This is a genomic window from Streptomyces tremellae (assembly GCF_039540215.1).
Lineage (GTDB): Bacteria > Actinomycetota > Actinomycetes > Streptomycetales > Streptomycetaceae > Streptomyces > Streptomyces tremellae.
Genome location: NZ_BAABEP010000008.1, coordinates 66,988 through 83,133 on the forward strand (window position 1 = coordinate 66,988; position 16,146 = coordinate 83,133).

16 protein-coding genes are annotated in these 16,146 nt (G+C 75.9%); 11 read left to right on the forward strand and 5 right to left on the reverse strand.

Features of this window, described 5'->3' with window-relative positions; genetic code table 11:
• Window positions 1-180: 180 nt before the first annotated feature.
• Window positions 181-852: a vitamin K epoxide reductase family protein gene (locus tag ABEA77_RS08950; RefSeq protein ID WP_345643623.1), complete on the forward strand. Its 672-nt coding sequence runs from the start codon at window positions 181-183 to the stop codon at window positions 850-852.
• Window positions 853-985: 133 nt separating this feature from the next.
• Here ABEA77_RS08950 and ABEA77_RS08955 read toward each other — a convergent pair whose 3' ends face one another.
• From ABEA77_RS08955 to ABEA77_RS08970, 4 genes are all read right to left on the reverse strand, one after another.
• Window positions 986-1,225, reverse strand: coding sequence for a chaplin (locus ABEA77_RS08955; RefSeq protein ID WP_345643626.1), 240 nt, complete (start codon window positions 1,223-1,225; stop codon window positions 986-988).
• Window positions 1,226-1,357: 132 nt separating this feature from the next.
• Window positions 1,358-1,696 (reverse strand): hypothetical protein, encoded by a 339-nt coding sequence (locus tag ABEA77_RS08960; RefSeq protein WP_345643629.1) that lies wholly within the window; start codon window positions 1,694-1,696, stop codon window positions 1,358-1,360.
• Window positions 1,697-1,911: 215 nt separating this feature from the next.
• On the reverse strand, window positions 1,912-2,592 hold the full coding sequence (locus tag ABEA77_RS08965; protein ID WP_345643632.1) for a hypothetical protein: 681 nt from the start codon (window positions 2,590-2,592) through the stop codon (window positions 1,912-1,914).
• Between the two features lie 220 nt (window positions 2,593-2,812).
• Complete coding sequence (locus ABEA77_RS08970; protein ID WP_345643635.1) at window positions 2,813-3,052, reverse strand: chaplin; 240 nt, start codon at window positions 3,050-3,052, stop codon at window positions 2,813-2,815.
• Window positions 3,053-3,604: 552 nt separating this feature from the next.
• Between ABEA77_RS08970 and ABEA77_RS08975 the strand changes: the two genes are divergently transcribed.
• From ABEA77_RS08975 to ABEA77_RS09015, 9 genes are all read left to right on the forward strand, one after another.
• Window positions 3,605-4,810, forward strand: coding sequence for a glycosyltransferase family 4 protein (locus ABEA77_RS08975; protein ID WP_345643638.1), 1,206 nt, complete (start codon window positions 3,605-3,607; stop codon window positions 4,808-4,810).
• Window positions 4,807-6,369 carry a sugar transferase gene (locus tag ABEA77_RS08980; RefSeq protein ID WP_345643640.1) on the forward strand — a complete coding sequence of 521 codons (1,563 nt, stop codon included), beginning with the start codon at window positions 4,807-4,809 and terminating at the stop codon, window positions 6,367-6,369. Before ABEA77_RS08975 ends, ABEA77_RS08980 begins: the two co-directional genes overlap by 4 nt.
• Window positions 6,369-7,757 carry an O-antigen ligase family protein gene (locus tag ABEA77_RS08985; protein ID WP_425588236.1) on the forward strand — a complete coding sequence of 463 codons (1,389 nt, stop codon included), beginning with the start codon at window positions 6,369-6,371 and terminating at the stop codon, window positions 7,755-7,757. Before ABEA77_RS08980 ends, ABEA77_RS08985 begins: the two co-directional genes overlap by 1 nt.
• Window positions 7,754-7,930, forward strand: coding sequence for a hypothetical protein (locus ABEA77_RS08990; RefSeq protein WP_345643643.1), 177 nt, complete (start codon window positions 7,754-7,756; stop codon window positions 7,928-7,930). The genes ABEA77_RS08985 and ABEA77_RS08990 overlap by 4 nt, the downstream gene beginning before the upstream one ends.
• Before the next feature lie 87 nt (window positions 7,931-8,017).
• Entirely contained in the window at window positions 8,018-9,511 is a 1,494-nt protein-coding gene (locus ABEA77_RS08995; RefSeq protein WP_345643648.1) for a lipid II flippase MurJ, read from the forward strand.
• Entirely contained in the window at window positions 9,501-10,310 is an 810-nt protein-coding gene (locus ABEA77_RS09000) for a polysaccharide deacetylase family protein (RefSeq protein WP_345643651.1), read from the forward strand. The genes ABEA77_RS08995 and ABEA77_RS09000 overlap by 11 nt, the downstream gene beginning before the upstream one ends.
• Window positions 10,307-11,446 (forward strand): glycosyltransferase, encoded by a 1,140-nt coding sequence (locus ABEA77_RS09005; RefSeq protein ID WP_345643654.1) that lies wholly within the window; start codon window positions 10,307-10,309, stop codon window positions 11,444-11,446. The genes ABEA77_RS09000 and ABEA77_RS09005 overlap by 4 nt, the downstream gene beginning before the upstream one ends.
• Window positions 11,443-12,111, forward strand: a complete 669-nt coding sequence (locus tag ABEA77_RS09010) for a YveK family protein (RefSeq protein ID WP_345643657.1) — start codon at window positions 11,443-11,445, stop codon at window positions 12,109-12,111. Before ABEA77_RS09005 ends, ABEA77_RS09010 begins: the two co-directional genes overlap by 4 nt.
• A complete protein-coding gene (locus tag ABEA77_RS09015; protein ID WP_425588237.1) occupies window positions 12,108-13,358 on the forward strand; it encodes a GNAT family N-acetyltransferase in 1,251 nt (416 codons plus the stop codon). The genes ABEA77_RS09010 and ABEA77_RS09015 overlap by 4 nt, the downstream gene beginning before the upstream one ends.
• Window positions 13,359-13,399: 41 nt before the next feature.
• On the opposite strand, the gene ABEA77_RS09020 is transcribed toward ABEA77_RS09015, so the two are convergent.
• A complete protein-coding gene (locus tag ABEA77_RS09020) occupies window positions 13,400-14,626 on the reverse strand; it encodes a glycoside hydrolase family 26 protein (RefSeq protein ID WP_345643659.1) in 1,227 nt (408 codons plus the stop codon).
• Between the two features lie 171 nt (window positions 14,627-14,797).
• Here ABEA77_RS09020 and ABEA77_RS09025 point away from each other — a divergent pair, with 171 nt between their 5' ends.
• Entirely contained in the window at window positions 14,798-16,102 is a 1,305-nt protein-coding gene (locus ABEA77_RS09025; RefSeq protein WP_425588238.1) for a carboxylate--amine ligase, read from the forward strand.
• The last annotated feature ends 44 nt before the right edge of the window (window positions 16,103-16,146 follow it).

A 16,146-nucleotide genomic window follows, 5' to 3' on the forward strand; every position in this document is an offset into this window, starting at 1 on the left:
CTCGAACCCCTCGCTCGAATCCCCTGCCCGACCCTCGGGCCCGAACTCGGTGTGCGAGCAGCTCACGTGCGTTCCCGCTCATCGGATTGTCCGGCCGCCGTCGCGGACCGGCTCGCTCGTTCCGGTGAAAGAACGCTCGTGGCGGCTGAGTCGGCCGGAACCGGGCATAGCGTCGTCGCCATGGCAACGGCAGTGGCCGGCAGGGGTTCCGCCGGCAAGCAGCAAGACGGACGCCCGGCACACGCGAGAGAGGCCGGGCCCGAGGGCGGTGGGCGCCGGTACGGCGGCAGCCGCCCCTTCGGTGTTCTCCTGGTGGTGGCGGGGCTTATGGGCCTGCTGGCCGCCTGGGTGATCACCCTGGACAAGTTCGAGCTGCTCAAGGACCCGAACTTCACGCCGGGGTGCAGCCTCAACCCGGTGGTCTCGTGCGGCAGCGTGATGAAGAGTGCCCAGGCGTCGGCCTTCGGGTTCCCCAACCCGATGCTGGGCCTCGCCACGTACCCGGTGGTGGTGGCGGTCGGCATGGGCGTGCTCGCGGGCGCCCGCTACGGCCGCTGGTACTGGCTCGGGCTGAACGCGGGCACCCTGTTCGGGGTCGGCTTCTGCACCTGGCTCCAGATCCAGTCGCTGTACGAGATCAACGCGCTGTGCCTGTGGTGCTGCCTGGCGTGGACGGGGACGATCCTCGCGTTCTGCTACGTCACGGTGCACAACATCGAGCAGGGCGTGCTGCCCGCGCCCGCCGCCGTGCGCACCGCGCTCGCGGAGTTCCACTGGCTGCCGCCGCTGGTGTGGCTCGGCGGCATCGCCATGCTCATCCTCACGCGCTGGTGGGACTTCTGGACCGGCTGACCGCCAACGGGCCTGCCGACAAAGGACGGAGCGGACGTGTGGAGCCCCAACTCCACACGCCCGCTCCGTCGTGTTCCCGAGGAGGGAGGCTTCCCGCAGGGAGGTTCCCGAGGAGGGAGGGATCCGCCCTGGGTCAGCCGTTCGCCGCCTGGTTGCCGAACGCCGGGTTCAGCGCGCCGATCAGGTTGGCGCTGTTGCCGCTCACGTTGACCGGGACGTGCACCGGGACCTGGGCGATGTTGCCGGACAGGACGCCCGGCGAGCCGATGGCCGCGGCGCCCGCGCCCGAGTCGGCCGCGGCGGTACCGGCGGCGGCACCCGCCGCGATGCCGGCGGCCGCGACGACGAGAGCTGCCTTCTTGATGCCGTTCATGCGATTACCTTTCCTCGACGTTTTGTCAGTTTATGTACGAGCTTGAGCCGGTGTTCCGACCGACCCGGCCGCGTACGGAAACTCCTCCGCCTGGCGTAATCGCGGGGTGCCGCACCCCGGTGCGGGACCGGTTCAGCCGCCGAGCGGGAGGCCGCCGAGGAGCTGGCCGACCGGGTCGGAGGGGCCCTGGTGCTTGACGGACTCCTTCGACGGGGCCTGCGCGCTCTGGGCGGGCTTCGCCTTGCTGAGGCTCTGCGCCGTGTTGTTCACGGCGTTGACCAGCGAGCCCTTGTTCGACGGGTCGAGGGCGTTGGTGCTGATCGGCGAACCGTCGCGCAGGCCGTTGGCCGCGATCGAGTCGATGCCGCCGTTCAGGCTGGTGGGGGTGAGGCCGTCGGCGAAGGCCGGGGCGGCCGTACCGAGGGCGACCAGGGAACCGGCGACGATCGCGGCAACCTTCGTGGACTTCATGGTGTGAACCTTCTTTCGCGTGGACTGCGATATCCCTAACGAGCCCCCGCCGCCAGGGGAAACTCGCACGTCCGCGAATTCCGCAGGTGCCACTCGTACGCCTGGCAGTGCGCCGAAGCACGTATCGAAACCGCCGCGCTGTCGTTGGGCGCGCGGCGGGCCGGCCGCGGCGCGATCCGCCGGGGCCGGCCCTGTGGGCACGGGGTGCGCGGCCGTCAGTCGGTGAGGTCCGAGAGGTTCGTCAGGCCGGGGTGGGCGAACGCGGGCAGCGTCGTCACCTGGGTCGAGGCCGGCAGCGTGGAGGTCTCGGGCTCCTGGCCGCCGGGGGCCGCGGGCAGACTCGGGAGCTCGGGCAGGCCCGGCAGGTCCGGCTCCGGCAGCCCGCCGCCGAGCACGTTGGCCACGACCACGTTGACCAGCTGGGTCACGGTGTCGCCCACGGCCGTGCGGGTCTTCTGGGCGGACTGGGCGGTGCCCGTGCGCGCCGCGGCGGTGAGCGCGTCCACCGACGTGTCGAGCGCGGTGAGCGCTGCGTCGAGGGTCCCTGCGGGCGCGGCGGTACGGGCGGCTCCCGGGGCCGCGGCGGGCCGCGCCGCGGCGATCGCCTTCCGGGCCGCGGCGGAGAGCCGGTCCGCGTCGGCGGCGGAGAGGCTCCCGTGGCCGGTCTTGAGCGCGGCGGTCAGCAGGTCGGTGACGGGGGTGAGCACGCCGCCGACGCCGCGCAGCGTGGAGATCTGCCGGGCGAGCGTCGCCGCGTCGGGCGCGGGCGCGGAGTGCGCGGTGCGGGCGCCTCCCGCCGGGGTGGTCGAGGCGGCGGCAGCGGGGCCCGCGGTGCCGAGGGCGAGGGCTGCGCAGGCGACGGCGGCTGCCGCGCTCAGGGGGAGGTGGGGACGCATCGTACGGGGGTCCTTTCGGGGCGCTCGGGGCGAGGGGGGATCCACCTCACGGTCGGTTCCGCGGGTGGGGCCCGCAATGCGCCCGGTCCGAACGGGTGGGTGACGCCGCCCCGTGCGGCGCAACCGGTACCGCCGCCTGGCGCGGTCCCGGGCCGGACACGGCGAAAGCCGCCCCGCCGGGACGGCGGGACGGCTTCCTCGTGCCAGGGGGCGCGACGCCTCAGGCGTTGACGCAGGTGTTGCCGAACGAGGGGTTCAGCAGACCGATGATGTCGATGGTGTTGCCGCAGACGTTGACCGGGACGTGGACCGGCACCTGGATGGCGTTGCCGGAGGCGACACCGGGGGAACCGATGGCCGCGGCACCCGCGCCGGCGTCGGCGAACGCGGCACCGGACGCGCCGGCGACAGCGGCGACCGCCGTGGTGGACAGAACAACAGCCTTCGCGATACGCGACATGGGGATGAGGCTCCTCGGTGTGACAACAAACAAACGAATCGCCGGACGTGAATGCCCGACGTAGCGATCAACGCGCGGGGGTCCGATCGGTTGCTGCCCCGAATGAGTGAAGCCTGATCTCTTCTCCCTGGCCGCGGCCCCGGCGGCCGGGGCGCGCCAGCGTGCCTCCGGCACTTTCACCATCCGCTCTGTAAAGGTGCCTATCGGTTCGGGCCGGATCTCTGTCCGGCCAGCTGTCCGGCCCTCTGGCGGGAGGTTTCTGTGCAGACGCGGATCACGCCGACAACCCTGCCCCGCGACGTCCAGATCAAGAGACAACCCTTTAATGCGAACAATCGTGGCGGAGGGTCAGATGCGTTCGATTCCAGAACCCCTTCAACCGGGGTGGCAGAACCTTTTTGCGTTCGATTGGACGCTGGGCGTTACCCCGTTCGAGCCGGTGCGTTCTTCGTACGGGCGGCAACCGGGGGGTGACCGGAATCCCGCGCCTCGGCAGAGGTGACCGCGAAGGCTTTCCCGCCCACGAGTGGAAAGAAGTGGAATGACGTGCGCGTGACGTCGGGCAGCTCCGGGGCCGGGACCGGCTTCACCGCACTCCATCTCGTCCAGCCCCTCGACGGCGGTGTCCCGCGCGTGGTCGCCGACCTCGCCGCCGCGCAGACCGCGGCGGGGCTCCGCGTCGTCGTCGCCTGCCCGCCCGGGAGCACCCTCGCGCCCGCCGCGGCCCGCGCGGGCGCCGAGGTGCTGCCCTGGGCCGCCACCAGGGAGCCGGGGCCCTCGCTGCCCGGCGAGGTGCGCGCCGCGGCCCGCGTCCTCGACGCCGTACGCCCCGACGTCCTGCACGCGCACAGCGCCAAGGCCGGGCTCGCGGGGCGGCTCGCCGCACGCGGCCGGGTCCCCACCGTCTTCCAGCCGCACGCCTGGTCCTTCGAGGCCGCGGACGGCGCCCTGGCGCGCGCCGCCCGCGGCTGGGAGCGGTGGGCCGCCCGGTGGAGCGACGCCGTCGTCTGCGTCAGCGAGGCCGAGCGCGCCACCGGCGTGCGCGCCGGGGTGCGCGGCAGGTTCCACGTGGTCCGCAACGGCGTGGACACCCGGCGCTTCACCCCGCAGGCGCCACCGGGCGGCGGCGCGCCGCCGCCCCTCGCCGGGCCCGGCCCCGGCGGTCTCGGCCTCGACGCGGGCCGGGACGGCGTGGCCGCCCCCGTCGTGGTGTGCGTCGGCAGGCTCTGCCGCCAGAAGGGGCAGGACGTGCTGCTGCGCGCCTGGGATGCCGTCGCCCGTGAGGTGCGGGGCGCCCGCCTCGTGCTCGTCGGCGAGGGACCCGACGGCGCCGCGCTGCGGGCCGCGGCCCCGCCGTCCGTCCTCTTCGCGGGCGCCGTCGCCGACACCGCGCGCTGGTACCGCGCTGCCGATCTGGTGGTCCTGCCGTCCCGCTGGGAGGGCATGGCGCTCTCCCCGCTCGAAGCCATGGCCTGCGGGCGGCCCGTCGTCGTCACCGACGTGGACGGCGCCCGCGAGAGCCTCCCGCCGGGACACGCCGACGCGTGCCTCGTGCCCCCGGAGGACCCCGCCGCGCTCGCCGCGGCCGCTGTGGCGCTGCTGCGCGACCCGGCGCGGTGCGCCGCGCTCGGCCGCCGGGCCCACGACCACGTCCTGAGCACCTTCGACGTGCGGCTGACCGCAGAGGCCATCGCGGATGTCTACCGCGAGGCCGCGGGCGCGCCGCACCCTGACCGCAGGGAGCCGATCCCCCAGTGAGCACGGAAAGCACCAGTGTTCCCTCGCCCTCGGGGCCCGCGCGCCGCTCCGGGACCACCGCGGACCGCGGCGTCGTCGCCGCCCCGCCGAGAGGCCGCGCGCGCGACCTCGCGCCCCGCCGCCTGGACCCGGCGCGGCGGCTCGCCCCGCCCGCCAGGCGCGGGCACGCGGGGGCGGCCGTGCTGCGGGCGCTGCCGGCCGCAGGCGCCGATCTGGCGGGAGTGCTCGCCGGGCTCGCCGCCGTGCGCGGCGGCGGGGTGCCCGGCGCCGCCGACGCCGCGCTCGGGGTGCTGCTCGCCGCCTGCGTGACGGCGCTCAATGCGTACGGCGGGCTCTACGAGCCACCCCTCAACCCCGCGGTCCTCGACCGGCTGCCCGCGCTCGCCGCGCGGGTCGGCATCGCCTGGTGCGTGGCCGCCGCCGTGTGCGAGGCGGTCTTCCCGGGCGCCGAGGTGTGCGCGCCCGCGGTCCTCGCCGTGGGCGCCTGCGCACAGCTCGTCACCGCGTGCGCAGGGCGCGCCGCAGTCCACGCGCGGGCCCGCGCCCGCGCGAGGACCCGGGCGCGCTCCACGCTCGTCGTCGGTACCGGCGCGCGGGCGCGCGCCGTCTGCGCGCTGCTCGCCCAGCACCCCGAGTACGGGCTGCGGCCCGTGGGCGTCGCCTGCGGCACGCCCGCCGACGCGGCCGGGCCCGGCGGGCCGCTGCCGGTGCTCGCCACCGCGGAGGAGGTGCACAGGGCCGTCGTCCAGAACGGCGTGCAGGAGGCCGTCTTCGTCGGCCCCGACGTCTTCGCGGCCCCGGCCGAGTCCTCGGCCGCGGGTCCGGCGCCCGCCGAACTCCTCGCGCTGGTACGGGCGTACGGCTGCGGCGTGCTCTGGGTCGGCGACGGCGGATGGGCGCCGGCGGCCGTGCGCCCCCGGATGACCGACCACCTGTGGGGCTTCGCGATCCGCCGGATCGACGACCCCGCGCCCGCCCCGCGCGGCAGCCGCGCCAAGCGGCTCCTCGACATCGCGGTCGCCGCGCCCGCGCTGGTCGCGCTCGCGCCCGTGCTGCTCGGCTGCGCCCTCGCCGTACGGCTGCTCGACGGCCCGGGCGTGCTGTTCAGACAGGAGCGGGTGGGGCAGGACGGCCGCCTGTTCACGCTGCTGAAGTTCCGTACGCTGCGGCCGGCCGACGAGCACGAGGCGGCCACCCGCTGGAACATCGCGGGCGACCACCGGATGAGCACCGTCGGCAACATCCTGCGCAGGACCTCGCTTGACGAGCTGCCGCAGCTGTGGAACGTGCTGCGCGGCGACATGAGCCTCGTCGGGCCGAGACCCGAACGCCCGCACTTCGTGGCCAACTTCAGCAAGACGCTGCCCGGCTACGCGGCACGCCACCGGATGCCGGTCGGCATCACCGGGCTCGCCCAGGTGCACGGGCTGCGCGGCGACACGTCCATCGAGGACCGCTCGCGCTTCGACAACCACTACATCGACCACTGGTCGCTGTGGCAGGACGTCTGCATCCTGGTGCGCACGGCGCTCTCGCTCGTCCGCCCGGCGGGCAGCTGATGAGCGCGCCGGCGCCCGTGACGGCGCCCGCGCCAGCGCTCGCGCCCCCGGTCGAACCGGCGGCGCCCCGCACGCCCGCCCGGTGGCGGCGCCCCGCGCACTTGCTCCCCGTGCTCGCCGTGCTCGCGCTGCTCGCCGCGCCCGCACCGCCGGGCGGCGGCGTGGCCGAGGGCACCGGCACGGTCGCCGACGCGGCGTCCGGCGTGCTGGTGCTGTTCTGCGCCGGGCGGCTGCTGCGCCGGCGCGAGCGCCCCCTGAGCAGGACGGCGGCCTTCGTGCTCGGCGCGCCGGTGGTCGGCGTCGCGCTCGCCGCGATCACCTCCCAGGACCCGGCGTTCAGCCTCGCCGGGGTCCCCCGCTACCTCCAGGTCTTCGTCCTCGTACCGGCCTCGCTCGTGCTGCTCGTGCGCGACCGGCGGGACTTCGGCGTGGTCGCGGGCGGGCTCGTCGCCCTCGCCCTGGTGGAGGGCGCGGTCGGCGTCGTGCAGTACGCGACGGCCACCGGCGCGTCGTACGAGGGCAAGGACATCCGAGCGGTCGGCACCTTCGGCGCGACCGACGTGATGGGCATGGCGACCGTCGTCTCGTACGGCCTGATCATCGCGGTCGGGTACGCGCTGGACGGCGGCAACGCCGCGCGCCGCCGGGGCGCCGCCCTGGCCTGCGCCGCGCTGCTCGGTGTGCCGCTGCTGCTGTCGTTCAGCCGTGGCGCGTGGATCGCCACGGCGGTGGTGCTCGTGCTGATGCTGCTGGCCACGGGCGTGCGGCGGGCGCTGGTCGCCGCGCTGGTCGCGGGGGCGCTCGGGGTGGTGCTGATCGGTGGCGCGGGCGTCGGCTCGCAGCTGGTCTCCCAGCGGCTCGACTCGATCACCCAGGTCACCGACGACCCCGACCAGTCCGTCACGGACCGGTACACGATGTGGGCGGCCGCGGTGGACATGTGGCGCGAGGACCCGGTGACGGGCGTCGGGCTCAAGGGGTTCCCCGCGCACCGCGACGCGCACGCCTCGCTCGCGCTCTCCTCCGGCAGCGACACCGACGGCGCGGGCGCGGGCTTCCAGCGGCAGCCGCTGCTCTCGCCGCACAACATGTACCTGCTGGTCCTCAGCGAGCAGGGCCTCGTCGGGTTGGTCGCGCTCGTCGGCAGCTGGCTCGCGGTCCTGGTGTGCGCGCTGCGCGGGCTGCCCCGCGCCCGCCGCGCCGGGCGCGGGGCGGGCGCCGCCGTGCTGGTGTGCGGGCTGCTGGTGTGGCAGCTCATCGACTTCGCCTACGCCGACATCGGCGGCCCCTCCACGGTCCTGACGGCCGTGATGCTCGGCCTGACGGCCGCCTGGGCGCTGGGCCGCGGCGCGCACGGCACCGCACCGGGGGAGGCGCCGCGCCGATGAAGGACACGGCGGCCCCGAGCCCCCAGCCCGCGGACGCGGTACCCGCACACGCCGTACCCGCGCCCGCGCCCAGCGCCTCGTCCGCGCCCGCGCGCGAGACGGCGCCCGGCCCGGGGAGCGCGCCCGGCCCGGAGACGGCGCTCGCCGCGGCGGGCGCCACCGCGCCCGCCTAGGCGAGCGCGCCCGCGGGCGAGGCCGCTGCCGTCCGTGAAGAGGGCGGGGGCGGGCGGCGGTTCGGGCGGGCCGCGCTGGTCACCGCCGTGCTGACCGCGCTGGGAGCGCTGCTGGGGCTGGTAAGGGACCAGGTCATCGCGCACCTCTTCGGCGCGGGCGCGGAGAGCGACGCGTTCCTCGTGTCGTGGACCGTGCCCGAGGTGTCCTCCACGCTGCTGATCGAGGACGCGATGGCGCTGATCCTGGTGCCCGCCTTCAGCCTCGCCGTCGCCCGCGGCTCCGTGCGGGCGCTGCTGCGCAGGACGCTGCCCGCGCTGTGCGGCCTCCTCGGCTGCGTCGCGCTGCTGGTGATCGCGGGGGCGCCCTGGGTGGTGGACGCGCTCGCCCCCGGGCTGCCCGACCACGCGCTGGCCGTGGACTGCACGCGCGCCACCGCGACCTGCGTCTTCAGCTTCGGACTCGTCGGCTACTTCAGCGCCGCCCTGCGCGCGCACTCCCGCTTCCTCGCGCCCGCCGCGATCTACGTCGCCTACAACACCGGCATCGTCGTCACGATGGTGCTGCTGCCCGGCGGCCTCGGCGTGCGGGCCGCCGCGATCGGCGTCGCCGTGGGCGGCGCCTGTATGGCCGCGATCCAGGCGCCCTCGCTGTGGCGCAGGGTGCGGGCCGCGGGCCCCGCGCTGCCGGGCGCCCGGGTGCCCGGCGTCGGCGTCGCGCTCGTCGCGCCCGTCATCGTCTTCGCGCTCAGCCGCCAGGCGCAGGTCCTCGTGGAGCGCTTCCTCGCCGCGCCGCTGCCCGCAGGGGCCATCTCGCACCTCAACTACGCCCAGAAAGTGGCGCAGTTGCCGATGACGCTGTCACTGATGCTGTGCACCGTCACCTTCCCCGTGGTCGCGCGCGCGATGGGCGCGGGCGACACGGAGACCGCGCGCCGCCGCGTCGAGCGCGACCTCGCGACCGCCGCGGTCGTGGTGCTCCTCGGCACCGCGCTGGTCACCGCCTGCGCCCCGCAGATCGTGCACATCCTCTTCCAGCGCGGCGCGTTCGACGCCGCGGACACCGCGGCCACCGCGTCCGTGATGCGGGTGTACGCGCTCGGACTGCTCGGCCAGACCCTCGTCGGCGCCCTCGTGCGCTGCTACTTCTCCGCCGCCCGCCCGCTGTGGTACCCGGCGCTCGCCATGCTCGGCGGCCTCGCTCTGACCACCGCGTCGGGCGCCGCCCTGGTGCGGGTGTGGGGCGTCCTCGGCATCGCGGTGGCCAACGCGCTCGGCATCAGCCTCACCGCCGTCCTGCTGCTCACCGGGCTCGGCGGGCGCAGCGTGCCCGTCCGCGTCCCGCACGTCGCGGCCGGGCTCGGCAAGCTCACCGCCGCCGCCCTCGCCGCCACCGCGGCGGGGCGGCTGTGCGCGGGCGCCCTGCCCGACCCGTACCTCGCCACCGCCGCCGGCTCGCTCGCCGTCGCCGCCGTCTTCCTCGCCGTCGCGGCCGCCCTGCGCGCGCCCGGCGCCGGCGCCGTGCTCGCCGCCCTGCCCCGTACCGCACGCACCCTCACACGAAAGCTCCCCGATGCCCGCTGACAGCCCGTCCGCAGGTCCCCTGTGGGCAGCCATGTACCACTCGGTCGCCGATCCCGCCGACGACCCGTACCGCGTCACCGTCTCGCCGGGGCGCCTCGACCGCCAGCTGCGCTTCCTGCGCAGGCGCGGCCTGACCGGCGTGTCCATGGAGCACCTGCTGCGGGCCCGCGCCGCGGGCACCGCGGCCGGGCTCGTCGGCCTCACCTTCGACGACGGCTACGCCGACTTCACCGAGCACGCGCTGCCCGCGCTGCTGCGGTACGGCTTCACCGCCACCGTCTACGTCCTGCCGGGGCGGCTCGGCGGCACCAACGCGTGGGACCCGCTCGGCCCCCGCAAGCCGCTGCTGACCGAGGACGGCATCAGGGCCGCGGCCGGCGCGGGGATGGAGATCGGCTCGCACGGCCTGCTCCACACCGACCTCACCGACCGGAGCGCCGTCGGTGCCGAGCTGCTCGCCGCGGAGACCGCGCGCAGCCGCGCCCTGCTGCGGGAGATCACCGGCGGCGACGTGACCGGCTTCTGCTACCCGTACGGCGCCGTCGACCAGCGCGCCGTCGCCGCCGTGCGCGCCGCCGGCTACCGGTACGCGGTCGCCATCGACCCCGGTCCGCTCACCGGCCTCTTCGCCCTGCCGCGCGTGCACGTCGGCCAGCGGGACACCGGCGCGCGCCTCTTCCTCAAGCGGGCGCTGCACGGCAGGCGCCGCGAGCCCGTCCCCTACGGGCCCTACCCCGAAGAGGAGTACGCCGAGCACGCGGGACCGCAGCCCACCACGCGAGAAGGGGCCGCGCCGTGAGGGTCCTCCATGTCATCACCGGCCTCGGCATCGGCGGCGCGGAGCAGCAACTGCGGCTGCTGCTGCGGCACCTGCCCACCGACCACGACGTGGTCACGCTCACCAACCCGGGCGCCGTCGCCGCCGGGATCGCCGCCGACGGCGTCCGGGTGCGCCACCTCGGTATGACAGGCAACCGCGACCTCGCGGCCCTGCCCAGGCTCACCGGGCTCATCGGCCGCGGCAGGTACGACCTGGTCCACACGCACCTCTACCGCGCCTGCGTGTACGGGAGGTTCGCCGCCCGCCTCGCCGGGGTGCGCGCCGTCGTCGCGACCGAGCACTCCCTGGGCGCCCGGCAGATCGAGGGTCGCCCGCTGTCGGCGGGCGCCCGTGCGCTCTACCTCGCGGGCGAGCGCCTCGGCTCCGCGACCGTCGCCGTCTCCGACACCGTCGCCCGCCGCCTTGAGCGCTGGGGCGTGCGGCACGACCGCATCCACGTCGTGCCCAACGGCATCGAGGCCGCGCGCTTCGGCTACGACGAGACGGCGCGCCGCGCCACCCGCGAGCGGCTCGGGCTGCCGCCGGACGCCTTCGTCGTCGGCGGCGTCGGGCGCCTCACCCGAGGCAAGCGCTTCGACACCCTCGTACGGGCCGTCGCCGACCTGCCGGGCGCGCGGCTGCTGCTGGTCGGCGAGGGGCCCGAGCGCGACGCGCTGCTGAGCGTCGCGCGGCGGCGCGGCGCCGCGGACCGTCTGGTGCTCACGGGCGCCTGCGAGGATCCGCCGTCCGCGCCGTCCGCGCTGTCGCTGCCCGCGCTGCTCTCCGCGATGGACGTGTTCGTCTCGCCGTCGCCCGACGAGGCGTTCGGACTCGCCGTCGTGGAGGCTCTCGCCGCGGGGCTCCCGGTACTGCACGTCACCTGCCCCGCCCTGCACGACCTGCCGACCCAGGCGGCGCCGGGCGCCCGGCAGATCTCCGGCTCCGTGCCGGAGCTGACCGCCGAACTCCGCGACCACCAGCAGCGGTTCGCCGCCGGACGGCAGGAGAGGCTGCCCGCGCCGCGCGCCGCACACCACTACGACATCGCGCACAGTGCCGAGCGGCTGATGGCCGTCTACACCATCGCCACACGAGGAGCGAGTGACCGATCATGACCGAGAAGACACCGGAGAAGCCCGCGCGGCCCGCCCTCCTCGACCGGCTGCGGAGGGTGCCGCTGTGGACCGTCGTCCCCGCGGCCGCCGTCCTCGGCGTCGCGGCGGGCAGCGTCTACGGGGCCGTCAGCACGCCCGAGTACAGCGCGACGAGCTATGTCCTCGTCGTGCCCACCGACGCGTCGGACCCCACGGCCGCGCTCGGCTTCGCCACCGCGTACGGCCGGGTCGCCTCGCAGGTCGCGGTCCTCGGCGACGCGCAGGTGTGGGCCGGGGTGCCGGTCGCCCGACTCAAGGAGCACGTCACCACGGCCACCTCGCCCGACGCGCCGATGATCTCCGTGACCGCCACCGACGCGAGCCCCACCACCGCGGTGAACATGGCGGACGGCGTGGCCCGCGCCCTCGTCGCAGACGGCGGCCACCTCCAGACCGACACCAACGTCAAGGTCCTCCAGTTCTCCCGGGCCGTGAAACCCACCGCGCCCACGTCCCCCTCCACCCCGCTCGCCGCGCTCGTCGGCGGCTGCGCCGGCGGCCTGCTGGGTGCGCTCGCCCTGCTCGTACGGCCGCGGCGGCGCGGCACGCCCGAGACGTACGCGCCGGTGCCGGGGCCCGCGACGGCGCACGCGGGCGGCCACACGCCCCAGCCGGAAACGGTGTGACGGCCCCCGGACCCGCCACCGCTGAGCCCGTGGGCACGGCCGCCACCACCGTGCCCGGACAGCGGGGCGCCACCGATCTCACCGTCCATGTCCACCGCGACACCGACGACTTCGCCGCGCTCGCCGGGGAGTGGGACGCGCTGTTCGCGCGCTGCCGCACCGCCACGCCCTTCCAGAGCCACGCCTGGCTGTACTCGTGGTGGCTCTCGTACGGCACCGAGGGGCGGCTGCGGATCGCCGCCGTGCGCGGCGAGGGCGGGCGGCTGCTCGCGCTCGCGCCGCTCGCGCTGACCTACCGTCCGTTCCCCGTCCTGGTGCCGCTCGGCGGCGCGCTCACGGACTTCTGCGACGTGCTGCTCGACGACTCCTGCCCCGACCAGGCGGCGCACGCGCTCGCCGAGGCGCTGCGCGGCGCGGCCCGCGGCGCCGTGCTCGACCTGCGCGAGGTGCGTCCTGGCGGCGCGGCCGAGCGGATCTTCGCCCAGTGGCAGGGACCGCGCCGCCAGCTCGCCGACTCGCTCTGCCTCGAACTGCCAGGCGCGCCCGTCGCCGACCTGATCGGGCGGCTGCCCTCGCAGACCGGCCAGCGGGTGCGCTCCAAGCTCCGCAAGGCCGACAAGCTCGGCATCGAGGCGCGGCCCGTGCCCGTCGAGGAGGTGCCCGCGGCCATCGGGCGGCTGCTCGGGCTGCACCGCCGCCAGTGGGCGGGCCGCGGCGTCAACCCCGAGCACCTGACCGCCAGGTTCGCCGAGCACCTCGCGCGCGCGGTGACGGCCATGACCGTGCGCGGCCAGGCCCGGGTCACGGAGTTCCGGCTCGACGGCGAGCTGGTCGTCTCCGACCTGACGCTGCTCTCGCCCCGCCTCGCGGGCGGCTACCTGTACGGCGCCGACCCCGCGCTGCGCGACCGCAAGGTCGACGTGTCCGCGGTGCTGCTGCGCAACAGTGCCGGGCACTTCGGGCCCGGCACGCCGCCAGGAGCCGTGCTGAGCATGCTGCGCGGCACCGAGGCGTACAAGGGCCACTGGCGGCCCGAACCCGTGCGCAACAAGCGGCTGCTGCTCGCGGCGCCCGCGCAGCGGCCCGCACTCGCCGCGCTCGCCACCGGCGTGGCGGCACGCCGCACGGCGGCCCACGCGGTCAAGCGGTGGCGGGCCCGCGGCTCCGCGCCCGCCACCGCGGCGGCGAGCAGCACGCCTGCGGGCGCCGAAGCGGCGAAGGGCGGCGGGGGCGCCGGGCGGGCATGACCCGCCAGGTACCCCCGCAGGGGCTCGTCAGCGCGGCCGGGTCAGTACCACGCGTGCCACCAGCCGGACGGGACGCAGACCTTCCCGCCGAGCCAGGACTCGATCCAGTCGCCGAGCGGCACCTCGGTGCAGCCGGGCGAGTCCTGGTCGGCGGGCGGCTGCGGCGGCTTCGTCGGATCCGTCGGCGGGACCGGCGGCTTCGTCGGCTCGGTCGGCGGCTGCGTGGGCTCCGTCGGCGGATCCACCGGATTCGCGCCGCGCCCGTACAGCGTGTCCCTGAACACCTTCGCCGACTTCGGATTCGCCCCGCACTCCCGCACGCCGTGCGGGCAGTAGTCGGTGAGCGTGTTGTAGAGCGGCTTGTACGTGTCGAACCACTTCAGCATCGACGCCACGTACTGCGGATTGTCGCCGTTGCGGAAAAGCCCCCACTCCGGGTACGAGACCGGCTTCTTGTGGGCGGCGGCGAATTCCACGTGCGCCTTCAGGCCGTACGGCTCGTCGACCTCCTGCTGGAACGTGGTGCCGGGCGGCTGGTCGTACGAGTCCATGCCGATCACGTCGACCACGTCGTCGCCCGGGTAGCACTCGGTCCACGGCACGGCGTCCCTGCCGCGGCTCGGCGCGAAGTCGAACTGGAACTTCTGCCCCGGCACGGACCGCATCGCGGCCACCACGCGCTTCCAGTACGCCTTCCACGCGGCCGGGTCGGGCCCGCACCTGCCGGTGTACGTGGTGCCGTTCATCTCCCAGCCGAGCACCACCACGGTGTCCGGCACCCCGAGGTCCACGAGCCGCTGCCCCAGCGCCTTGTAGTGCGCGTCGAACCGGCCGGCCGCGCCCTGCCGCAGCTCGTCGGCGACCTGGGCGTCGGGGACGTGGCCCTCGTTGTCGTCGAGCATCGGGACGTTGAGGACGAACATCCGGTCCGCCTTCGCCTGCTTCCACCGCGCCCAGTCCTGGAGGAAGTCGACCTGTCCCTCGATGTCCGACCAGGATCCGCCCGGCAGATAGGTGTGGCCGACCCGCAGCTCCGTGCCGCCGAGCCAGCTCTGCATCGCGGCGAGCGCCTGCACGCCCCGGGCGTCGGAGTCGCTGAACGCGCCGAACGCCGGCCGCGCGGCCGGCGGGGGTTTCGCCGCGTCCGCGGCGCCCGCGGGCCGCGGCTCCACGGCGAAGCCGGGCGCGGGCAGCGCCGCGGTGGCGAGGAGTCCCGCCACGGCGGTGCCCGCACAGGTGACCGCGATACGGCGACGCGAATGGGCCATGACTGCTCCTCGGCGTGCGATGTCATTACGGTGGCCGCGGGCGGTCCGTGCCCACGCTGAAAACAAAAGTATTTCTATTGCGCCGAACGGGAATCCGGTACCGCCCTTTCCTGGTCCGTTCGTGCATTTCATCCCTCTGATGGGCCATCGGAAAGAGAAGGAGGGGGCGCCTTGCTGCCGACCTTTGACACCAGCACACCCGCCGTACTCGTACGGCTCGACCGGAACCCCTTCCACCACGGCACCCTCGGCGCGGTCCGCTCCCTGGGGCGCGCCGGCGTCGAGGTGCACGCCGTGACCGGGGCGGCGGCCGGCCCGGTCGCCCGCTCGCGCCACCTGGCCCGCGCCCATGTCGCACCGCCCGGCACGGCGGACCTCGACGGCGTGCAGCGGCTGCTGCGCACCGTCTCGGAACGCGTGGGCAGGCCCGCGGTCCTGGTGCCGCTCGACGACGTCACCGCGATCGCGGCCGACGCGCTGCGCACCGCGCTCGCGGGCCGCTACCTGTTGCCTGAGCAGCCGTCAGGGCTCGCCGGGCGGGTCGCGGACAAGGCCGAGCTCGTCGCGGTCTGCGCGGAACTCGGCGTGCCGCACCCGCGCACCGCCGTGCCCTGCACCCCGGCGGAGGCGGCGGCCGCCGCCTGGTCCCTCGGGCTGCCCGCCGTCGCCAAGTGGAGCAGGCCCTGGCTGCTGCCGCAGGGCTCGGGCCTGCGCTCCACCCGGCTGCTGCGCTCGGCGCGCGAGGCCCGCGACCTCCAGGCGCGCGCCGCAGACGCGGGCAGCCGCCTGCTGGTGCAGGAGTTCCTGCCGCCCGGCCGCGGCCTCGACTGGTTCTTCCACGGCTACGCGGGCCGCGGCCCGGCGTGCTTCCCCGGCGCCACCGGCCGCAAGGAGCGGTCCTGGCCCGCCGACGCGGGCCTCACCGCGGTCGGCAGGTGGCTGCCCAACCCGGCCGTCGACTCGGCGGCGCGCCGTGTCGTCGCCGCGCTCGGCTACCGGGGCATCCTCGACCTGGACTTCCGGCTCGACCCCGGCACCGGCGCGTACCACCTGCTCGACTTCAACCCGCGGCCCGGCGCCCAGTTCCGGCTGTTCACCGACGGGGCGGGGCTCGACGTCGTACGGGCGCTGCACCTGGACCTGACGGGGCGCAGGGTGCCGCCCCTCGCCCCGGCCCACGGGAGGAGCTTCGTCGTGGAGAACTACGCGCTGCTCTCGCTCGCCGGGTCCCTCGCCGCCCGGACCGGCCGCCGCACCGCCCGCGCCGCCGGCGCCCCGGTCGCCCGCGGGCCGGCCGGAGGCGGCACCGAGGCCGCGTGGTGGGCCGCGGACGACCCGGGTCCCGCCGCGGCGATGGCCGCCGCGTGGACCCGGCACGCGGTGCGGCGCGCCCTGCCGGCCCGGCGCCGCCCGCCCGCCGCGCCCCTCCAGGACACCGCCGCACGGCGGGAACAGCGGCCGACGACGACCGCATGACGACGACCGCAGAAACCACCGCAGAAACCACCGCAGGAACCACC